The following is a 21,279-nucleotide window of genomic DNA, read 5'->3' on the forward strand; positions in this document are numbered from 1 at the left end:
CCTAAATAGGATATAAGTAAAATTCAATATTCTAAATGAAAGTATTGAAAATAGTAATAGGAGGGGATAGAGAGCTTTGAATCGAATAACTGAAGCAAGAGTTCAGAGTAAGTTTTGAGGTGTATCATGGATATACGACATTTAATTACATTTCAGACGATTGCGCGATTGGCGAGTTTTACTAAAGCGAGTGAAGAACTAAGTTACTCTCAATCAACATTAACGATACATATTCAAGCAATTGAAAGAGAATTAAACGGTAAAGTATTTGAGAGAATTGGAAAAAATATCATAATAACTGAATTAGGTAAAGAGTTGCTATCTATAGCCGATGTCATATTAACAGCGCATAAAAAAATTGAAATGCTGAAAAAGGCAGAGTTTCTAAATGAAAGCGCAATAAAAATAGGTGCTCAGGAATCAGTGGCAGTCTACCGATTGCAATCAATAATAAATCGCTTTCAGCAAGACAACCCTCAAGTTAAAATAATTCAAGTTTTAGGACAAAAAGCTGAGCTTACCAGCAAGCTATTATCCTCGGAAATTGATGTAATGTGTGTTATGCAGCCGCAGCAAGAAAACGATAATTTGATAGCAATAGAATTGGCCAAAGAAAAGATGGGGATAGTAGGAACTTATTCTCAATTACAAATGTTAGATGATTTGGAGAACCAAAGTACTGTATTTATATATCCCAAAAGTGATTGTAGTTATCGTAAAACATTCGATAACTATTTAGGAAAATATTTGGGTAATAGACGGAATATAATTGAAGCCTTAAGCATAGAAGCCATAAAACAGAGCATAGTAATAAACTCAGGGATAAGTGTCTTGCCTTATAGTACAGTTGAAATCGAAGTTGCGTCGGGGAAAATGAGTTTTTTTGAACTTGATTTATCTAGAGATGATGAGGTTAGCACACAACTTGTTTATCATAAAAATAAGTGGTTTTTTCCACTGCTACGCGAGTTCACCGATTATTTAGTGCATGAGATGAGTATGAGTTAGGAAGACAGTTGGGGGGGCCTATGGTAGCCCCCACTAGATATAAAATGAACGGACTTCAGGTTGGTAACAGCGATGCTCCCTCAACCATGACGCCAAGTTTACCATAACCCATTACTTTGCGGATGGTGACAGCTTCGCTGGTACTACTCCAAAATTGAATAAAAAATGAACCTGAATGAACGAGATATTACCATTCGTTCTTCAGGTTCATTTTTATTTAAGTCGTCATCCGTTCGGCCCACTAAATAATCAAGAAAAACATCAAAATAGTCAGCTAGAGCGATCAAGCCAGCAATATTAGGTTCTCTGTCACCAGATTCGTAAAACCGCCAAGCGCGGGTAGATATGCCAAGTAAGTTGGCTAATTCTTGTTGGGATGTTTTAGTGGTTGTCTTAGTTCTTTTAATCGGTGAGGAAAATTCATTGAAAACACTCCGCATCAGAATTAGCGATGTACATTAGCAATGATCTTTAAAAATTTTCTTGAATTGAACTTTTGCCCATCCTCGCATCTCTGGGTTATTACTTTCTAACAAATGTTTTAAAACATCTGTCATTTCTTTTAAATCTTGGTCGGGTGTCGTTTCGGTTAATTTTTGGAGTTGAACTTCTTTGCCAAACACTAACCAATCTAAAGAAACATTATATACCAGACAGACATTAGCTAAAAATTCAATGCTTGGTTTAGCTCCATGTTCAATGTTATTCACATAACTTCGTGAACTGTCGATAGAATCTCCAAAAGTTGTTTGAGATAAAGTTCCTCTCACATGACGTATTCTTTTACCTATTTCTTCAAAATTGAAGTCCGTAAAGAACACCTCCCTAAACGCAATATAATGCGAAAACAAAAAAATGGCATTTATAAATTTCAATTTAAATACTAAATTAGATCTATGTGACATTTATAAATGACAAATAAACTATTGACTGACACTAATAAATGTCATATAATGAAATTGCACGTAGATAGTATTGTTCAAAAAGTCGTTCTGATACAACGATGTGTAAGGCGAGGTGAAGCGTAATACAAGGGGTAAGTGGTACATGCAGCATGCAGTGGTACATGCAATCCTTACAGATTGCAATGTACCGGGAATGAAGCATCCAAGCCGCCAAGCAAAGTTTTGCTTCATTAGATAAATATTACTTAAAATACACAATTTTATTATAACCTATCGAACTAGAGACGTAAATGTCTAATCATAACAGGAGAAGGGGAGCGGATGTTATGCGGTGAGGAACAAAAGGAGGAGCAATATGAATGACAAGAATCAACCGAAAATGACCAAGGTTCGTTGGGGAATCGCTTTTCTAATGTGGGCTGCCATATCGATCAATTATTTGGATCGTACCTGTATGTCGGCAGCCACACCCAGTATGATGAAAGAACTGGGACTGGGACCTACACAGATGGGAATTATCATGTCTTCTTTTTTCTGGAGTTATGCGGCTTTTCAAATTCCAGCCGGTTGGATTGCCGATAAGATCGGACAGCGTATGACTTTGGCAGGGTCTGTCCTGTGGTGGTCCGTGGCGACGGCTGTTACTGCGGCGGCGAAATCAGTAGGCGGATTAATCGGGGCCCGTATTTTTATGGGCATCGGGGAAGCAGGCGCGTATCCCTGCAATACGGGAATTGCCGCCAAGTGGTTTCCTGATCGCGAACGGGGCCGTGTGACTGCTTTATTTGATAGTGGCACGAAATTTGGTACTGCTTTTACCATGCCCATGGTTGCGTGGATGGTTGCTGTGTATGGGTGGCGTATTCCCTTTGTGGTATGTGGACTTGTGGGCCTTATTTGGGTTGTTGCCTGGTTAGCTTATTATAAGGACCCTGAAAAACATGCGTATGTGAATCAAGCCGAACTTGCTTATATTCGGGATGGACAAGTTAAAAAAGAAGGCATTGATACGATTCAGCCGATGAAATGGTATGAACTGTTAAAGTATCGCAATGTGGCTGCCATGTGTCTGGGATTTTTCTTATTTAATTATGCCATCTATTTTTTCATTACTTGGTTCCCTACTTATTTGGTGAAAGATCGGGGCATGCAGCTGATGACGATGGGATGGTTCGCTATGCTGCCTCCTTTATGCGGTATTTTAGCGCAATGGGCAGGCGGGATTTTTACGGACTATTTGTATGTAAAAACGGGTTCATTGACAATAGCCCGTAAAGTCAATATGGTCGGCGGTATGTTACTTGCAACGGTGATTGCTTTTGCCGGACTCGTAGAATCGGATATCTTAGCGATTGGTTTACTTTGTGTGTCTTATGGCGGATTAGCTTTTGCCGCTAGTGCGATTTGGTCGCTGCCCGGGGATGTGGCACCGCGGAATATGACTTCGGTGTTAGGTGGCATTCAAAATTGCGCTTCCAATTGTGGCGGCATTTTAGGTCCGATTGTTACGGGCTCAGGTTCCTTTATGCCTGCTTTGGTTCTATCCGGGATTTGCTGTCTGCTGGGCGCATTCGTGTACGGGTTCATGCTGAGAAAAATTGAGCCCATTGTAGTGAACGGGTGATTCAGAGTGAAGACACCGCTTTGGATAGGAATTGATATTGGTACTACCGGCGTAAGGGCTGTAGCCTATCAGCCAGACGGACAATCTCTTCAGGTTGCAGCGAAAGAGTACCCTTTGTATACACCTCAGGCTGGTTGGGCGGAACAAGATCCGGATGAAATCGTGAGTGCCATGGAAAGTGCGGTTTTAGAAGTGTCGAAGGGGTTATTGCAACGGGGTCAGAAACCAGACGGGATCGCGATTAGTTCGGTATTTCATAGTTTTTTGGCTTATGATCGGGCGGGGCATCCAGTGACGAAACTTATGACCTGGGCAGATAATCGCAGCCAGGAAATTGTCCGGGAAATAAAAAATAAGCAGTGCGAACTGGGTTCCTTCTATCGCCGGACGGGGTGTCCGTTTCATCCGATGTATCCGCTGACGAAGATTGCCTGGCTGCGAAAGGATCGGCCGGATGTATGGAAGAATGCCGCTTTGTTTGGTTCGATTAAAGACTATGTATTTCGGATTTGGACAGGTAAGTGGGTTGTAGACCGCTCCATTGCCAGTGGCTCGGGATTATACGATATATTTATGCTCTGCTGGAATCCAGAAATTTTACGGTTGTTGCAGATTTCCGAAACTCAATTGCCGGAAGTGGTACCGACGACGTATAGTCGCCCGCTGCAAGCGGATGCGGCGCAAAGGCTGGGATTACAGCCTGGGATTCCCATTGTTATTGGCGCAGGTGACGGGGTTCTGGTCAATGTCGGGATCGGGGCAGTTCGGCCAGGCCAAATGAGTGCTACCATCGGTACGAGCGGGGCTATTCGTATGCTGACGGATAAGCCGAGAACAGATGAGAAGGGACGTACTTGGTGTTATAACTTGACGGATAAAGTTTGGGTGTTAGGCGGAGCGATTAATAATGGTGGGATAGCCCTCCGTTGGATGCGGGATAAATTTAATGAGACGGAACAAAGAATTGCTGAAAAAATCGGTGTAGATGCCTATGAGCTGATGAATATCTATGCGGCAAAAGTACCGCCGGGTTGCAATGGTCTTATTCTGCTGCCTTTTTTTGCGGGAGAACGGGCCCCTTATTGGAATGCAGATGCCCGGGGAGTGCTCTTCGGATTGAACTTAAACCACAATAAAAGTCACTTGATTCGCGCAACGATGGAAGGAGTTTGCTATCGTATGAATAGTGTGCTCTGTGCTTTAAAAGAGGTAACAGGGACGCCTTCTGAGATCCGGATCAGCGGGAGTTTTATTAAGTCCAAATTATGGCCCCAAATTTTAGCGGATGTGTGTAATGAAGCGGTTAGTGTACCTCATATTCAGGAAGGGGCTGCTTTTGGTGCCGCTGTGTTAGGGTTTGTTGCTACAGGGGTGCTAAAGGATATTGCTGTGACTCATCAGTTAGTTACGGTGGAAAAAACCTATCAACCTCGTAGTGAAGCCGTAAAATGCTATGGGAAACTATATGAAATTTATCATCGCTTATATTGGAAGGTACAACAGGAATTTACGGATATTGCTGCTTTTCAGAATCAACAGTCTGTAAAATGATGATATTTTTGCAGGAGGGAAGACGATGGGAAAGGTTTTAATTACAGCTCGTTCTGTTGCTGCTTTTGAAGATGGGCCCGCATTATTGGAGTCGGCAGGACATGAAGTTATCCGGTGTGTGGGTAAAGGCGGCTGGTCGGAGGAAGAAATGATACGGCATATTAAAGGGATGGATGCCGCGATTATTGGGCTTGATCCGATTTCTGCTAAGGTTATTGAGGCGGGTCTTCCGTCCCTTAAGATCGTTGCACGCAATGGGGTGGGAGTGAACAACGTCGATGTCGATGCTGCCCGAAAAGCGGGGGTTGCTGTTACTTTGGCTTTAGGCGGAAACACTATTTCGGTGTGCGAATTGGTGTTTGGATTGATGATCTCTTTGGCACGCAGTATTCCCGCCCAGGCTTTTGCCGTGCGTCAGGGCAGATGGGAACGAATGTTGGGACATGAATTGTATGGAAAAGTGTTAGGTGTAATTGGAACAGGGAATATTGGCGGTGAGGTCATTAAACGGGCTCATTTCTTTGGAATGAAGATTGTGGCTTATGATCCAGTGCCGCGGCAGGAACTGTGTCAGGAGTATGGCGTTACCTATCTGAGACAAGAACAGGTGATTGGGCAGGCTGATTTTCTTACCTTGCACGTGCCTGCTGCAATGAGTACAAACCACATGATGAATAAAGAAGTCTTCGGGGCTATGAAGCCGACAGGTTTTCTGATTAATACAGCACGAGGAATTTTGGTTCAGGAAAATGATCTTTATGAAGCCTTGCAACATGGCATGATTGCAGGTTATGGGACAGATACGTTAACTCAAGAACCACCGCAATCCAATCATCCGCTGTTTTCTTTGGCGAATGTCATTGTGACGCCCCATTGCGGGGCGTATACCACCGAGGCAGCGATAGAGTGCAGTGTCATCGCCGCACAGGAAGTGATCCGGGTATTGTCCGGACAGGCGCCGCTATATGCGGTAAATAAGGCGGGAAAATAATCAAAGGGAGGGATTTTGATGTTAAAGAAAAGCTTTGTATTATCTAAATTAACAGATGTAGGTGTTGTGGCTGTTGTCAGAGCCAACGAAGCTTTACAAGCTAAAAAAATTGCGGAAGCCTGTATGTTAGGCGGTGTTTTTGCCATTGAGATCACCTTTACTGTACCTGGCGCAGCCAAGGTGATGGAGGAATTGCGGAACAGTTACGGACAGGAACAACTTCTGTTAGGAGCCGGTACGGTTCTGGATTCAGAAACGGCGCGTATTGCACTTCTGAACGGGGCTGATTTTGTTGTAACTCCTGCATTCAATAAGGAAGCCGTAAGATTATGCAATCGCTATGGTGTTCCCATTTTACCGGGGGCGATGTCGGTAAAAGAAGCCATCGAAGCTATGGAAGCAGGCGCTGATATCATCAAGGTTTTTCCGGGCGAGTTATTTGGTCCTAAGATCATTAAAGCCTTGAAAGGACCGCTTCCGCAGGGGAATTTTATGCCGACAGGGGGAGTAGATGTTTCCAATGTTCAGGAGTGGATCAAAGCAGGTGCTGTGGCCGTTGGGGTAGGCAGTGCCTTAACGGGTTCCGCTCTTTCCGGCGACTACATGGGAGTCACTACAAGGGCGAGGGAGCTTGTGAAAAATGTGAAACAGGCGCGGATGATGTAATTTAGTTATTAATAAAAATAAGCTGATCAAGATAACTTTGATCGGCTTATTTTTATTAACGATTTCTTTTTATTTACCGATTAATTGAACCAAATCTAGGCGTTACTAAAATTATACGAAATATAGACTGTAGTTTGCTAACGGTATGGTGAAAATCAAATACGCAGGAGAAGGATTACTGTTTCGTTTCACGAATGTTTTCACTGGAGAACTTTTAGTGGGTGGGCTATGTGTCTGTTTGCGGTGGAGGAAACTATGAAACGAAAAGACCGAATTTATGAGGAAATCCAAAAATTGTCCCGACAAATTACTAAAGAATCACTGCTCGGTGATTTGTCTATTGGGTATTCAGCCGAATTGATTAGTGCAAACTTAAATATCGCACGCAACACGGTTAGTCAGGAGTTAAATCTTCTGAATGTGGAAGGTAAGTTGATTAAGATTAAAAGCAGACCGGTTTTGTTTGTTGATAAAAGACAGGTGGAGACGTTGTTAAACCTATCAATCGACAAAGAATATTGGGAAATACGATCGATAGAAGTGCTTAGACAGAGATATTTAAATAACTATGCACCGTTAACGCAGGAAGAACGGCTCGATGATCCGTTTAAAAAATTAATCGGCTATGACCAAAGTTTAAAAGATGCTATCAATAAAGCAAAATCAGCCCTACTGTATCCGCCAAACGGCTTACATGTATTACTTAGCGGGGATTCAGGTGTTGGTAAAACATATTTTGCTGAGTTGATGCACAAATATTATGAATTATATCAATCAAAGGGCGGGATAATTCCGTTCGTATACTTTAACTGTTCCGAATATTACAATAATCCGGAATTGCTGACAGGACAATTATTCGGCTATACTAAGGGAGCTTTTACAGGAGCCGTTGCCGATAGAGAAGGACTGGTTCAGCAGGCGGATGGTGGTTTCTTATTTTTGGATGAGATCCACCGACTGCCAGCAGAAGGGCAAGAGAAGCTTTTTTCATTACTTGATAAAGGAACATTTCGTAAATTGGGTTCGTCCAATCAAGAACAAGCTGTGAATGTAAGGCTAATTGGTGCAACAACGTGCGATATTACCGCTACATTTTTAAAAACATTTCTGAGACGAATACCAGTGGTTATTAAGATCCCTTCCTTGGAGGAGCGGTCTTTTCAGGAACGGCTGGAGATGATATTAAAATTTCTGCAACAAGAAAGTATTAAAACGAAGCTGAATATCCATCTTACCGAGGACTTTGCCTATTATATGATGACGTATCACTTTGACGGTAATATTGGGGCATTAAAAAGTGAAATTCAATATAAATGTGCGCAAGCATTTTTGAATGTTATGACACAAGGATTTTCAGAGATTGTTTTAGATGACACTTTTGTGACAGAAACGGTCCGCTTTCGTGAACCCAAGGTAAAAGAAACGTTAGAGTTTGTATTTAAAAATAATAATTTTATCCTTATTACTGCGCAAAATAGCAATTTTGCGGTAAAAAAAGCCGATTTGAAAGAAATTGAAAAGGATGAGATTAATTTCTACGCATTATTGATGAAGGAATATCATGCTCTGAGGGATAAGAAAGTATCTCATGCTGAAAGTAAGTTACTGCTGGAGAATAAAATTTCGACATTGTTTCAGTATACGTATAATAAACTGGATGCCAGTAATATTCGCAAAGTGGAACAATTTATCGAAGAGCCTATGGTTGGGAAAATCAGCAAATTAATCCGAAAAATTGAGGAGATTGCCGAAAGAACGTTGGATGAAAGCACTAAAAATAATGTTTATTTGCATATGTATACCTTTTTAGCCTATATGAAAAAAGGGACTAACCCGCCTATTTATAATACGCCTCATATTATGGAGTTGTATCAGGAAGAATATGAAAAGGCGAAAGAAATCGGTCGGTATATGTCTGAAGTTTTAAATATACCCTGTCCCAAAAGTGAACTTATTTTTATGACTTTATTTTTAAATGCATTATGCAATAATCGTTCTGCGGCAACAGAAAATATGACTTATGGTATTGTCGTTATCGCTCATGGTGATACTACGGCTACCAGTATGGCGAATTTCGCTAATACTTTGTTTAAAACCAATATTGTACAAGCTATTGATATGCCGCTTGACCGATCTGTCAGCGATACTTTGGAGGAGTTAATTGAACTGGTAAAGCAGAAAAAGTACAAGGAACTTGTTATTCTGGTAGATATGGGTTCCTTGACGATTTTTGGTGAGATTATTGAAAAGCAATTGCGCATGGAGACTGTCGTAGTCAAAAATATTACAACTGGAATTTTATTGGAAGTTACAGGAAAATTCTTGCGGGATTTTACTACCTTTCAAGACATTAAGCGATATATTGCAGCGTTGTCTGACAAGCATGAAATATTCGTGGTGCCGCCTAGAGATTTGCTGAAGAAGAAATCGAAGATCCTCATTACTTCCTGTGTTACCGGAATTGGTACAGCAAATAAAATAAAAATATTAATTGAACAAACTTTTAAGGATTTGCTGCCAGCCGATTTAAGAATTGAATCCAAAGAATATCATCTAATTAACACGCAAGAAAAGTTACTGGATCAAGTTGGGGAAGATGAGGAAATTATTGGTGTCATCGGCACTTTTACAATTAATCTCTTGGATATTCCGTTTATATCTTTGGAAGAACTGTTTTCTGAAAATGGGATTAATCTACTTATCGATATTATTGGAATTCGGGATCAACTAAATAATCTGGAGAATCGAACAGAGAATATCACGAAAAATTTTGTTAGCTCCATTACGTTGCAAAGTATTGTTGATTATTTGACGATATTAAATCCCCAAAAAATACTGCAGGAAATGGAAGATGTATTAAATGAAATTTGTAAGAAAATGAAGCAGGAATTTTCCAAGCAAACCAGATTACGATTTTTGATTCATTGTTGTTGTATGGTTGAGCGAATTATTGTAGCGAAAAGTTCTTTAAAATATCAGCGGATAAAGTCGGATTCAGTCGACAATGATGTATTATCTGTAATAAAAGTGTCATTCGCCACCATTGAAAATCACTATGGAATTAAACTTTCTTATAGTGAGATTGCTTGTATTTATGAACTCTTGTTTAAGAAAACACCCTAGGGTGTTTTTTTGTTACACAATTTGGCACGAAGCTTGCTTATATTAAGGGTATACAGGAAAGAAGGTGTTGTATGAGAAACGAAAAAGCGGAAATTTTATTGTTAACTCATGGCGGATGGGGAGAGAAATTGATTGAAAGTGCCAAAATGATTTTGGGCAATACCGAACGTGTATCAGAGATTCCTTTACTTGCACAGGATACGTTGGACGAATACCGGGGAAAAGTCAGGAGTAAGGTAGCCGCAATGGCTGACCATTCCTTGTTGATCACGGATTTATTCGGCGGTACTACGTCAAATGTTGCAGCGCAGCTTAGTCAGGACTTCAATATCCATGTTGCAGCCGGCTTAAATGCCCCCATGTTGATTGAAGCGATTATGTCTCTGGATAAATTGGATAATCCCGAAACGTTAGCGGAAGTTATTTCTGCCGGACAACTGGGGTGCAAAGATGTTATTGCCACGATTCAGGCAGGGCGAGAGAATACTCAATAGACTAGAGGAGGGAAATATTTTGGCAACGATTGCATTATGTAGAGTGGATAGTCGTTTGATTCATGGACAGGTTGTAACCAAGTGGGTGAGCCAGACCGATGCCAATCATATTGTTGTGATGAGCGATATGTTGGCGAAAGATCCCTTTATGAAAAGTGTTTATATGATGGCCGCTCCGCCAGATATTCAAGTGGATTGTTATGGTATTGATGAGGGGTGTGAAGAGTGGCAGAATAGCGCGTTTGGGAAAGGCCGTGTTTTAGTATTGTTTGGCGATTTACCATCATTGCTCATTGCTTGGGAAAAGGGTTTTGAAATTAAAAAGGTGCAAGTGGGAGGCTTGGGCGGCGGTCCTAAGCGTAAAGTGGTATTTCAGAATATTACGTTAGATGATCCTGACGTTGAAATCTTAAAACAGTTGGCAGCGAAAGAGGTAGAAATCATTTTTCAAACTATACCTGAAGACAAACCACAATCTTTTACTCAAGTTCTTAGCAAATATAAATAAGCGGGGGGACTGACAATGAATTCCTTGGAAGTAGCTATTTGCATGGGGTTGTACTATTGGTTTTCTCGGCTTCGTTTGGGTTATACCTTTTCCAGTATGTTGCTGCAGCCAGTCTGTGTGGCGGTGTTTGTGGGGCTTTTGTTGGGGGATATGTCTAAAGCGATGATCATCGGGGCGGGCGTGCAGTTAGTATATCTGGGTGTCACCTCTACACCGGGGGGAAACGTTCCATCTGATCCGGCGTTAGCTTCATGCATTGCCATTCCAATTGCTCTAAAAACGGGTATGGACGCGAATCTGGCGGTTGCTCTAGCGGTGCCTTTTGGCGTGATTGGCATATTCGTTGATCAATTAAGACGCACCATTAACGCAGCCTGGGTGCATATGGCTGATCGATATGCCGAGAAAGGCAATTTGCGTGGAATTTATCTATGTGCTTTTTTCTATCCTGCCTTGGCCGGGCTTGTTATTCGTTTTCCAATCGTTTTCGCTACAACCTATTACGGTGATACGGTCGTTAATAAATTCCTATCTTTGATGCCTCTGTGGTTAACTCATTCATTTGAACTCATGGGGGGGATTTTGCCCGCATTAGGATTTGCTATTACGATTTTAGTTATTGGCAAGAAACAGTTGATCCCGTTTTTCATACTCGGCTTCTTTGCTGTGAAATTCTTGAATATCGGTGTTATGGCGGCTGCTATTTTTGGAACTTGTCTGGCTTTGTTGTATAGAGGTAATTCATCCAAAGACGGAGGCGCAAAGGCATGATGACTGAACAGAATCCCGTAGCAAAAGTTACGAAAAGAGATGTTACTAAAGTCTGGTTTATCTATTATTTGGGTGCTGAGTTGTCCAATTCTTACGAACGTCTGCAAAGTTTAATATTTTGTGCCAGCATGATTCCCGTTTTGAAAAAATTATATACGACAAAAGAAGCTTTGAGTGAGGCATTGCAGCGACATTTAAACTTTTTTAATACTGAGGGGATTGTCGGCAGCATTATCCACGGTATAACCATTGCCATGGAAGAACAGAAAGCGAAAGAAGAAGACGTTCCGGATGCGGCTATTACAGGTATTAAAACGGGGCTCATGGGACCGCTGGCTGGTATTGGCGATGCTGTTGTCTGGGGTGCTATTATGCCGCTGATTATTGCTGTTTTTCTTCCACTTGCCATGAATGGGAATCCCATGGGGGGGATTATGCCCTTGGTGGCTTATACCGGAGTTACTCTAGCTATTAGCTATATGCTTTGTCATAAAGGCTATACGTTGGGAAAGGAATCCATCATTGGGCTGCTGCAGGATGGGCGAATCAAGGAATTGATTACCGGTGCCAGTGTTTTGGGCTTATTTATGATGGGGGCGTTATCTGCAAGTTATATCAAAATTGCAACTCCATTAAAGATCAGTTTATTGGAGGGGAGTCCAATAGTGATTCAAGAAGTTTTGGATTCGATGGCACCGGGATTACTGCCTCTTCTGGCGGTATTTGGAATCTATGCGTATTTGAAACACAAAGGCCCTCGTTATAACCGGATCTTAGTGACTATTATTTTGATTAGTGTAGTCTGTTCTTTGCTCGGAATCTTATAATGGATTGTTCAAGCATCACATCTGTATAACAGGGAGAGGGAATACCGTGAATATTTATGAGTCTGTCGGGTTGCGTAAAGTCATTAATGCCAGTGGTAAGATGACGATATTAGGAGTGTCCACGTTGGCTGATGAAGTATCAACGGCTATATATCAGGCATCTAAAAATTATGTAGTTATGGAAGAATTGATGGTGCGGGCCGGAGAACTGATATCGAAATACACTGGGGCGGAAGGCAGTTGTGTGACTCTTGGAGCAGCTTCGGCTATCGCGATTGCAACGGCTGCTACTATTACGAAGGGCAAATTGACTCTTGTTGAGAAGATGCCCCATAGTCAAGGATTGAAAAATGAAATCATTTTACAAAAAGGTCATGCAGTGAACTTTGGGGCTTCTGTTATTCAGATGATTCAGCTGGGTGGCGGGCAGGTCGTTGAGGTAGGGCAAGCAAATCAGGTGTCTGTGGATCATATCAAAGAGAATATTAATGAAAATACAGCGGCACTTTTGTATGTAAAATCGCATCACGCCATCCAAAAAGGGATGGTTTCTCTTGGCAATATGATTCGTATTGCGCAAGAAAACAACTTACCGATTATTGTGGATGCTGCCGCAGAAGAAGACTTGAGAAAGTATGTCGCCATGGGAGCCGACATGGTCATCTATAGTGGTGCCAAGTCCATTGAAGGTCCAACTTCTGGTTTTATAACGGGGAAAGAGCGGTGGATTTGTGCATGTTCTCAGCAGTATAAGGGAATTGCCAGAGCTATGAAAGTCGGGAAAGAAAGCATGATCGGTCTGTTAAAAGCATTAGAGCTCTATGAAAAAAAAGATGTGAAAGTATTGGCGGAAAAACAGAAACAGATTGTAAACTATTTGCAAGCTGAAATGAATAAGCTGAACGGATTGAGCGCTGTCGTTGAGCAGGATGAAGCCGGGCGGGAAATTTATCGGTTAAAAGTGAAAGTGGATGAAAAGGTTCTGGGCATCAATGCGCTAGAATTTATCCATGCGTTGGAAAGTGGTAATCCCGCCGTTTATACTAGAAATTATTATGCCAATCTAGGCTATATCCACTTTGATCCCAGACCACTCCAGACCGGAGAGGAGAAAATAATTTTGGATCGCGTTGCGCAGATTAGTCGTTCCCCGAGATAGAGTGGTTTGATTAGAAACTTTTGTGGAAGAAGGAGGACTGTGTTATGTATCTGGATAGATTCAGTTTTTACCAAGATCGGGTTGCTGTAAATTTTCTGGCAAAAGATCCCGAAAATGCCAAGAACGTCGTAGATGCTATGGAAGGAAATGCTGTTATTGGCTTATTATCGAAAAATTTTGCTACAATGACTGAGGCAGTAGAAATGGCCAAAAAATACCTGAAAAAGATTCCCGTTTTGTCCATTGGTTTGGGGGCTGGCGATCCGAAGCAATGGTCTATTGTTGCAGACATAGCGGCCGAACTTGATCCGGGGCATGTAAATCAGGTATATACGGCGGCTGGTTACACGGTGGGATTGCTTAAAGGAAAAGGCTGCGATCATACTTTCGTCAATGCTTTGATCAGTCCCACCGGGACGATTGGCAAGGTCAAGATATCTACTGGTGCCGAAAGCAATAAAATGACAGAGGTTCTGGCCGATATTGATACCGCTGTGATGATGCTCAAGGAAGTAGGCGTTCAATCGATAAAATTTTTTAATATGGCAGGACTAAAACATATTGAAGAATTGAAAGCAGTGGCTGAATCATGCGTGAGAATGGGGATGCCAGTATTGGAGCCAACGGGAGGCATTGGTTTGGAAAACATTCGTGAAATAGTCAAAGTATGCATGGATGCAGGGTGTCCAAAGGTCATTCCGCATGTTTATAGCAGTGCCATTGATAAAAAAACCGGTCTCACAGAGATTCAGATAGTTCGGCAGATATATGAAGAGATTAAGAAAATATAATATCAATTTTTCTATCAAGATATTGAAATAAAATATACCCTATAGGCTGGACATAAAAAGATCCAACCTATAGGGTATATTTGTACAAGACGATGAATGTAGTTGTAGTTATTTTTGTCCGTAGTAGGCGTTTTTACCATGTTTTCTTAAATAATGTTTATCTAATAATGTCTGCTGCATACTGTCGAGTTCGGAATTGTTCAACAGCACTGCATGCCAAGCCATAAATGCCACTTCTTCAAGAACAACTGCATGATGTACAGCATCTGCGGCATTTTTACCCCAGGCGAATGGACCATGCGAATAGACAAGCACACCTGGAATATCCATCATATTTTTACCGACAAATGTTTCTGTGATAACTTTTCCCGTTTCTTTTTCGTATTCTCCGCTAATTTCTTCATCTGTCATCGCTCGTGTACATGGAATCGTACCATAAAAATCATCGGCGTGAGTTGTGCCAAGCGCCGGGATTCCCTTTCTCGCCTGCGCCCACGCTGTGGCATAACGGGAATGAGTGTGTACAATACCACCGATATCCGGGCATGCTTTATAAAGTTCAATATGCGTTGCCGTATCTGAAGAGGGATTCAGCTTTCCCTCGACAATATTTCCATTCAAATCAACAACAACCATCTGATCGGGCTGCATCTCCTGATAATCGACGCCGGAGGGTTTAATGACGATCAAATTACTTTCACGATCAATCGCGGATACATTGCCCCAGGTGAAGGTTACCAGTTTATAAGCAGGAAGCATCATATTGGCCCGATAGACTTCTTCTTTTAATTGTTCTAGCATTTTTTCCTCCCGATTCTATTTTAATTTCCATACAAGATCAGCAATCATTAAATCGTGTTTAAATTGATCTAGATCAATATTTTCTTTAATATGCACGAATTCAATACCCATCATATCTGCCCAGTCGCTGAGCTGTTCGGCTGTTACGGAAAAACTAATGACACTGTGATGGGCACCGCCAGCTGTAATCCATGCTTCAGCGGATGTCTCAAGGTTAGGAAGCGGTTTCCACATGACTCTGGCCACAGGCAGATTCGGCATTGGCATAATCGGTTTTACAGCCAACACATCATTGACAATCAAACGCATTCTTCCGCCCATATCGATCAGGGAGGCTGTAATCGCCTTACCTGATTTACCTTGGAATACAAGTCTTGCCGGCGCAGCTTTACCGCCAATACCCAACGGATGTACTTCGATCCGTGGTTTTTCGGCCGCAACGCTCGGACATACTTCAAGCATGTGTGCACCTAAAATTAGTCCTTCACCATGATCGGCAAAATGATAGGTGTAATCTTCCATAAGTGCCGTACCTTGATCTGCCCCCTGCGCCATTGCTTTCATCACATGCGTCAGTGCAGCTACTTTCCAGTCGCCTTCCGGACCAAAACCATAGCCTTGCGCGGTCAGATGCTGTGTTGCAAGTCCCGGCAATTGTTTCATTCCATACAAATCTTCAAATGTATTGACAAAAGCATCAAAGTTGCCTTCCAAGAGAAATTTTTTCATTCCAATTTCCATTTGAGCTTGATAGCGTACCGATTCAATATCGTTTGTATGCAGGATATATTGACTTTCATATTGTTCCATGAGTGCATCAATTTCTTGTTTCTTGACTGCTTCAATATAAGGAACCAAATCTCCAACAGGGTAAGTATTGACTGACCAGCCTAGTTTGATTTGTGCTTCGACTTTATCCCCTTCTGTGACAGCCACATCACGCATATTGTCGCCAAAACGGGCCACTTTCAGCGATTTACTTGCCAAAACTCCCACAGACGTACGCATCCATGCACCGATCTTTTTCTGTACCGATTCATCCGCCCAGTATCCGGCAACAATTTTACGATTTAAACGCATTCTTGTCCCAATAAATCCATGCTCGCGGTCGCCATGGGCAGACTGATTCAGATTCATGAAATCCATATCAATGGCTTCATTGGGAATCTCTCGATTAAATTGTGTGTGTAAATGTAAATAAGGTTTCTGCAGCTTACTTAATCCTCGAATCCACATTTTTGAGGGAGAAAATGTATGCATCCATGTGATCACTCCGACGCATTTTTTATCATAGTTTGCATCTTCCATAACCTGCTCAATCGTATCGGAAGTCGTCGCAACAACTTTAAAGAAAATTTTTGCTGGAATATGTTTAGATTCATTTAAACTTTCGGCTATGATAGCAGAGTGTTCCGCTACTTTTTTTAATGTTTCTTCACCATAGAGCTGTTGGCTGCCGGTAATAAACCAGAATTGGTAATTTTCTAACTGTTTCATCGTAACTCCCCCTTAAAATATCTCATTACTGAGTGCTTACTGTAATGATCTTCACTCTTGATCTTGTACAACTGCTTTTTTTATTTTCTTTAAATGTTTCATCACATCATTTGTACCACGGCCAAAATAATCATGTAGTGCATGATATTCCGCATAAAGTTGATTATAGACAGCTACATTTTTCGGATTGGGCAGGTAAACTTCCGAGCGCAATTTCCCCATTTTCTTTGTTGCATCAAATACACTATTATAACCACCCGCTTCTTTACCGGCAGCAACAGCACCAAAAATTGCTGCGCCAAGTGCAGGACCTTGAGTAGAACCGGCAATTTTGATGGGCAGATTAATGACATCAGCATAAATATGCATAGCTAAGGAATTCTTTTGAGAAATACCGCCTGATGCATAAAATTCATTGACTGGAACGCCGGATTGACGGAATGTTTCAATAATTTTTCGGGTACCGAATGCCGTTGCTTCAATCAATGCACGATACATTTCTTCCGGCTTTGTCTGTAAGGTCATACCCAACATCATTCCTGTTAAATCTACATCAACAAGCACGGAACGATTACCATTCCACCAGTCCAAGGCCAGCAAACCACTTTCACCTGCAGATAAACGCGCAGCTTTTTCTGTTAAAAACTGATGAATATCGATGGCCTTTTCGCGTGCTTCTTCCCAATAGCTTACAGGAAGGCATTCTTTTACAAACCATTCAAAATGATCACCCACGCAGGACTGTCCGGCTTCATAGCCAAAAAAGCCGGGTAATATCCCATCCTGTACAACACCACACATACCCGGAACCATCTTTTCTTCATTACTTAACAAAACATGGCAGGTAGAAGTGCCCATAATTGCCAGGATTTTTCCGCAGCCATCAATTTTTACTGCAGGAACGGTCACATGCGCATCGACATTACCTACTGCGACAGCTGTTCCTGGTTTTAATCCAGTCAATTTCGCCGCCTTTTCAGTAATCATCCCGGCTTTTTCACCAAGGGCTGTAACGGGACAACTCAATTTGTCGGCAATAACATTTTCCAAGCGAGGATCGAGAGCCTTAAAAAATTCTTTTGGCGGATAACCGTCTTTTTTATGCCACATGGCCTTATAACCTGCCGTACAAGAATTCCTTGTCTGTACCCCTGTCAGCTGCCATATGATCCAATCTGCCGCTTCAACAAAATAATCCATCGCTTCATATATTTCCGGTGCTTCATCAAGAATCTGCCATAATTTTGGTATTTCCCATTCGGAAGAAATCTTACCGCCGTAACGTTTCAGCCATTCTTCTTTACGCTGAAGGGCAATTTCATTCAATTGATTCGCTTTATCCTGTGCTGCATGATGTTTCCATAATTTAACATAGGCATGAGGGTTGGAACGAAATTCGTCAAGAAAACAAAGCGGCGTTCCATCCGCTTTGACTGGGAGAACGGTACATGCTGTAAAATCTGTTCCAATCCCGATGATGTCATTCGGCGAGATTCCTGTCTGGCGAATTAATTCCGGAATCGTATAGGAGAGAGCATCGAGATAATCCTGCGGATGTTGCAGGGCCCAATCCACGCCAAGCTTTGTGCCATCAGGCAATTCTTTATCCATTACAGCATGAGGATAATCAAAAATACAGCTAAGCAATTCTCTGCCACTTTCGACTTCGACTAATACGGCCCGACCTGAAAGTGATCCAAAATCCACACCGATTGTATACTTTGTCATAAAATAACCTCCCTTTTTATGTGAATAATTACAAGCGCCCGTTTAGAAGTCAATAATCATCTATTTGTTCACAATAACACAAAACTATTAATTATTATGTAGTACAACTTTAAAATATTCATCATACAACTTACTTTTCAATATAGCACTGTTTATAGAAAATTACAACTATTATTATCTGGCGATATTGTCATGCAGAATTCTTAAAATGCAACCGTAATATGATCTGGAGTCCATCAATTATTTCATGTTTAAGCATACTAGGAGGGACTATCTTTGGTTTATAAAGTTGCAATAAAAATTTTTATATGATAATGTGAGGAAAAAAAGTGGAGGAACAATACTGGATGAACAAGAAGACTGAGCCGAAGTATTTAAAAGTTGTACATGCCATAAAGAAGCAGATTGCTGATAATGCGCTTTGTATCGGTGATCGTTTGCAATCAGAAAATGAATTGAGCCATTTTTTTGGATTGAGCAGGCAAACAGTGCGGCAAGCGACGAGTATATTAGAGAGTGAAGGAATATTAGAAAGAAGACGCGGCAGCGGCACCTATGTTGCATCGGCAAGAATTGTTCCCCATGCTGCGACGATGAATATCGGCGTGATTACAACGTATCTTGATGATTATATTTTCCCAAGTGTGATTCAAGGAATCGACCGAATATTGACACAAAACGGTTATTCCATGCAGCTATCTATTACGTACAATAAAGTAGAAAACGAAACGAAAATTTTAGAGGCATTGCTTGAAAGGGGGGTAGATGGACTGATTATTGAACCAACGAAAAGCGGTTTGCCAAATTTGAATATGGACTTGTATAAACAAATAAAACGGCAGGGTATTCCCTGTGTCTTTATTCATGCCTGTTATCAGGAAATGTCTTTTCCCTATGTTGCAATGGATGATTTTATGTGTGGTAAGGCTGCAGCAGATTATTTAGTGCAGAAGAATCATTCTCAAATTGCAGCAGTGCTTAAATCAGATGATATGCAGGGACATTTGCGTTATGCAGGTTATGCCAGCGAATTAAAGAAGAACAAGTTGTTGCTGCGCGAAGAACGTATTGTGTGGTTTACGACAGAAGATTTGGATATAGAATTTGCTGAACATTTTGAGCAGCAGGTATTTAAACGTCTGGAAAACTGCACTGCAGTCGTTTGCTATAATGATCAGATAGCACTTAGAGTGATGAAAGTTCTTGTGAAAAACCATAAAAGAATACCGTTAGATGTTTCTGTAATCAGTTTCGATAATTCGAATTTGGCAACCATGGGACCCGTTGGATTGACGACCTTTTCTCATCCAAAAGAAGAATTGGGGAAGGTTGCAGCCGAGAATTTAATGAAATTAATCAAAAGTGAACCTTGTGATATAGCGGTTAAATTTAAGCCGGAACTTGTCGAAAGAGGTTCTGTGTGTAAAATTTAATTTTTAGAGGATAAATTTCGACTGGCATATCAGAAAGATGCAATAATTATCAATTTTCCGAAAAACGGTATTGAAAAATTATATTTTGAATAGTATACTTTAAATATAATTGTATGATAAATAAATTAAAGTTGTATGATCTATTAATGCGTAAAATAATGTACAACTGTATCACCGGAAGAAAAAGGGGGCGATAGTAAAAACGAATGCACAAATACAGGCAATCGAAGGGTAATCAAATTTACTTTTATTTTTCGTTAAAATAATGCAAATATTTTAAATTAAAAATTAAATAATGCTTAGTTTGAAATAACAGAAATGGATCTTTAATAGAAATTATGCCGATCTTCATGGAAAGCAAATGAAATGAAAAAATGGGTAGTGATTAAATTTTGAGGAGGAAAAGTAATGAGAAACCAATGGATCAAAAAGGCAGTAGTGTTATTAACGGTAGCTGCTGTAGGTTTTGGAGTAACTGGGTGTGGAGGACAAGCTTCTGATTCAACACAAGCAACTAAAGCGGTTCCGAATAAAACGATTGCGTTTATTCCGCCAACCATGGTAAGTGCGTTTTATGAACAAACGATCACTGGCGCAAAACAAAAAGCCAAAGAGCTTGGTTATGAAGTGAGCGTTACAGCCCCCCAAAAAGAAGATGATTATGAAGGCTTATTAAAAAATGTGGAAGATGCTATTACCAAAAAGGTTGCGGCCATTGCTATTTGTACGACAGATGATAAAACGATGGCCATTGCTGTGCAAAAAGCAAATGCAGCAAAAATTCCGGTAATTGTTTTCAATTCTCAGGATGAGGTGCAAGGAACAACGGTATATTCTTATGTAGGTTATAATCAGAAAAAGGCAGGAGAAAGCGTTGCTGAGTATCTTGGCACTAAATATAAAGATAGACAATGTAATGTAGCGATTCTTGAAGGCCTTCCAGGCGTATTTACTGCTAATAGAGGTGGTGGATTTGAAGAGGCTGCCAAAAATTACAGTAATATTAAAATTGTTGCAAAACAGGCGGCTAACTGGGAACGTGAAAAAGGCATGAATGCAGCAACAAATATGTATCAGGCTAATAATGTGATTAATGTATTCTATGGCTTAAGTGATGAAATGGCATTAGGAGCAGCACAAGCTGCAAAATCTTTGGGATTGAAAGACATTATTACGATTGGTATTGATGGTAATCCAAATACTTTGAGCGATATCAAAGCGGGTATCTGTACAGCCAGTGTATATACGAATCCTTTCAAAATCGGGGAGGAAACAATCGTAGATTGTGATAAAGCCATCAAAGGTGAAAAGCTGGAAAACATCATGCATGAAATCAAAACACTTATTGTAGATAAGGATAATGTTGACCAATATTTAAAATAAATGAATCAATCTTAGCGGA

General features: G+C 41.0%; 19 protein-coding genes. 14 read left to right on the plus strand and 5 right to left on the minus strand.

Annotation, left to right across the window (positions count from 1 at the left end):
- The first annotated feature begins 126 nt into the window (after positions 1 to 126).
- Entirely contained in the window at positions 127 to 1,008 is an 882-nt protein-coding gene (locus Ga0466249_RS18675) for a LysR family transcriptional regulator (protein ID WP_215831000.1), read from the plus strand.
- Between the two features lie 143 nt (positions 1,009 to 1,151).
- Here the strand turns inward: Ga0466249_RS18675 and Ga0466249_RS18680 are convergent, their stop codons facing one another.
- Together Ga0466249_RS18680 and Ga0466249_RS18685 are read right to left on the minus strand one after the other, a co-directional pair.
- On the minus strand, positions 1,152 to 1,448 hold the full coding sequence (locus Ga0466249_RS18680) for a helix-turn-helix domain-containing protein (protein WP_246588869.1): 297 nt from the start codon (positions 1,446 to 1,448) through the stop codon (positions 1,152 to 1,154).
- An 18-nt stretch (positions 1,449 to 1,466) separates the two neighbouring features.
- Positions 1,467 to 1,778: a helix-turn-helix domain-containing protein gene (locus Ga0466249_RS18685; RefSeq protein WP_215831001.1), complete on the minus strand. Its 312-nt coding sequence runs from the start codon at positions 1,776 to 1,778 to the stop codon at positions 1,467 to 1,469.
- Between the two features lie 490 nt (positions 1,779 to 2,268).
- Here Ga0466249_RS18685 and Ga0466249_RS18690 point away from each other — a divergent pair, with 490 nt between their 5' ends.
- The 11 genes from Ga0466249_RS18690 (at position 2,269) to dagF (ending at position 14,418) form a co-directional block, all read left to right on the plus strand.
- Positions 2,269 to 3,537 carry an MFS transporter gene (locus tag Ga0466249_RS18690; protein ID WP_215831002.1) on the plus strand — a complete coding sequence of 423 codons (1,269 nt, stop codon included), beginning with the start codon at positions 2,269 to 2,271 and terminating at the stop codon, positions 3,535 to 3,537.
- 6 nt (positions 3,538 to 3,543) lie between these two features.
- A complete protein-coding gene (locus Ga0466249_RS18695) occupies positions 3,544 to 5,088 on the plus strand; it encodes a gluconokinase (RefSeq protein ID WP_215831003.1) in 1,545 nt (514 codons plus the stop codon).
- Between the two features lie 25 nt (positions 5,089 to 5,113).
- Positions 5,114 to 6,079, plus strand: coding sequence for a phosphoglycerate dehydrogenase (locus Ga0466249_RS18700; protein WP_215831004.1), 966 nt, complete (start codon positions 5,114 to 5,116; stop codon positions 6,077 to 6,079).
- A gap of 18 nt (positions 6,080 to 6,097) precedes the next feature.
- Positions 6,098 to 6,745, plus strand: coding sequence for a bifunctional 2-keto-4-hydroxyglutarate aldolase/2-keto-3-deoxy-6-phosphogluconate aldolase (locus Ga0466249_RS18705; RefSeq protein ID WP_215831005.1), 648 nt, complete (start codon positions 6,098 to 6,100; stop codon positions 6,743 to 6,745).
- Positions 6,746 to 7,000: 255 nt separating this feature from the next.
- The gene (gene dagR / locus Ga0466249_RS18710) at positions 7,001 to 9,868 is read left to right on the plus strand and encodes a transcriptional regulator DagR (RefSeq protein ID WP_215831006.1); all 2,868 of its coding nucleotides are present in this window, start codon (positions 7,001 to 7,003) and stop codon (positions 9,866 to 9,868) included.
- A gap of 71 nt (positions 9,869 to 9,939) precedes the next feature.
- Positions 9,940 to 10,362 carry a PTS sugar transporter subunit IIA gene (locus Ga0466249_RS18715; RefSeq protein WP_215831007.1) on the plus strand — a complete coding sequence of 141 codons (423 nt, stop codon included), beginning with the start codon at positions 9,940 to 9,942 and terminating at the stop codon, positions 10,360 to 10,362.
- A gap of 19 nt (positions 10,363 to 10,381) precedes the next feature.
- The gene (locus Ga0466249_RS18720) at positions 10,382 to 10,870 is read left to right on the plus strand and encodes a PTS sugar transporter subunit IIB (protein WP_215831008.1); all 489 of its coding nucleotides are present in this window, start codon (positions 10,382 to 10,384) and stop codon (positions 10,868 to 10,870) included.
- 15 nt (positions 10,871 to 10,885) lie between these two features.
- Positions 10,886 to 11,641: a PTS mannose/fructose/sorbose/N-acetylgalactosamine transporter subunit IIC gene (locus Ga0466249_RS18725; protein WP_215831009.1), complete on the plus strand. Its 756-nt coding sequence runs from the start codon at positions 10,886 to 10,888 to the stop codon at positions 11,639 to 11,641.
- Positions 11,638 to 12,468 (plus strand): PTS system mannose/fructose/sorbose family transporter subunit IID, encoded by an 831-nt coding sequence (locus Ga0466249_RS18730; RefSeq protein ID WP_215831010.1) that lies wholly within the window; start codon positions 11,638 to 11,640, stop codon positions 12,466 to 12,468. The genes Ga0466249_RS18725 and Ga0466249_RS18730 overlap by 4 nt, the downstream gene beginning before the upstream one ends.
- Before the next feature lie 46 nt (positions 12,469 to 12,514).
- A complete protein-coding gene (locus tag Ga0466249_RS18735; protein WP_215831011.1) occupies positions 12,515 to 13,627 on the plus strand; it encodes a DgaE family pyridoxal phosphate-dependent ammonia lyase in 1,113 nt (370 codons plus the stop codon).
- 44 nt (positions 13,628 to 13,671) lie between these two features.
- Positions 13,672 to 14,418 carry a 2-dehydro-3-deoxy-phosphogluconate aldolase gene (dagF, locus tag Ga0466249_RS18740; protein ID WP_215831012.1) on the plus strand — a complete coding sequence of 249 codons (747 nt, stop codon included), beginning with the start codon at positions 13,672 to 13,674 and terminating at the stop codon, positions 14,416 to 14,418.
- A gap of 108 nt (positions 14,419 to 14,526) precedes the next feature.
- Here the strand turns inward: dagF and araD are convergent, their stop codons facing one another.
- From araD to araB, 3 genes are read right to left on the minus strand one after another with little or no spacing between them, the layout of a single operon-like run.
- Complete coding sequence (gene araD / locus Ga0466249_RS18745) at positions 14,527 to 15,219, minus strand: L-ribulose-5-phosphate 4-epimerase (protein WP_215831013.1); 693 nt, start codon at positions 15,217 to 15,219, stop codon at positions 14,527 to 14,529.
- 15 nt (positions 15,220 to 15,234) lie between these two features.
- Entirely contained in the window at positions 15,235 to 16,716 is a 1,482-nt protein-coding gene (gene araA, locus Ga0466249_RS18750; protein WP_215831014.1) for an L-arabinose isomerase, read from the minus strand.
- A gap of 51 nt (positions 16,717 to 16,767) precedes the next feature.
- Positions 16,768 to 18,444, minus strand: a complete 1,677-nt coding sequence (gene araB / locus Ga0466249_RS18755; RefSeq protein ID WP_215831015.1) for a ribulokinase — start codon at positions 18,442 to 18,444, stop codon at positions 16,768 to 16,770.
- Positions 18,445 to 18,791: 347 nt separating this feature from the next.
- Here araB and Ga0466249_RS18760 point away from each other — a divergent pair, with 347 nt between their 5' ends.
- Positions 18,792 to 19,877: a GntR family transcriptional regulator gene (locus Ga0466249_RS18760; RefSeq protein WP_215831016.1), complete on the plus strand. Its 1,086-nt coding sequence runs from the start codon at positions 18,792 to 18,794 to the stop codon at positions 19,875 to 19,877.
- Positions 19,878 to 20,285: 408 nt separating this feature from the next.
- Positions 20,286 to 21,260 carry a sugar ABC transporter substrate-binding protein gene (locus tag Ga0466249_RS18765; protein WP_215831017.1) on the plus strand — a complete coding sequence of 325 codons (975 nt, stop codon included), beginning with the start codon at positions 20,286 to 20,288 and terminating at the stop codon, positions 21,258 to 21,260.
- Positions 21,261 to 21,279: the final 19 nt, after the last annotated feature.

Origin of the sequence: Pelorhabdus rhamnosifermentans (assembly GCF_018835585.1) — a bacterium.
GTDB lineage: Bacteria > Bacillota > Negativicutes > UMGS1260 > UMGS1260 > Pelorhabdus > Pelorhabdus rhamnosifermentans.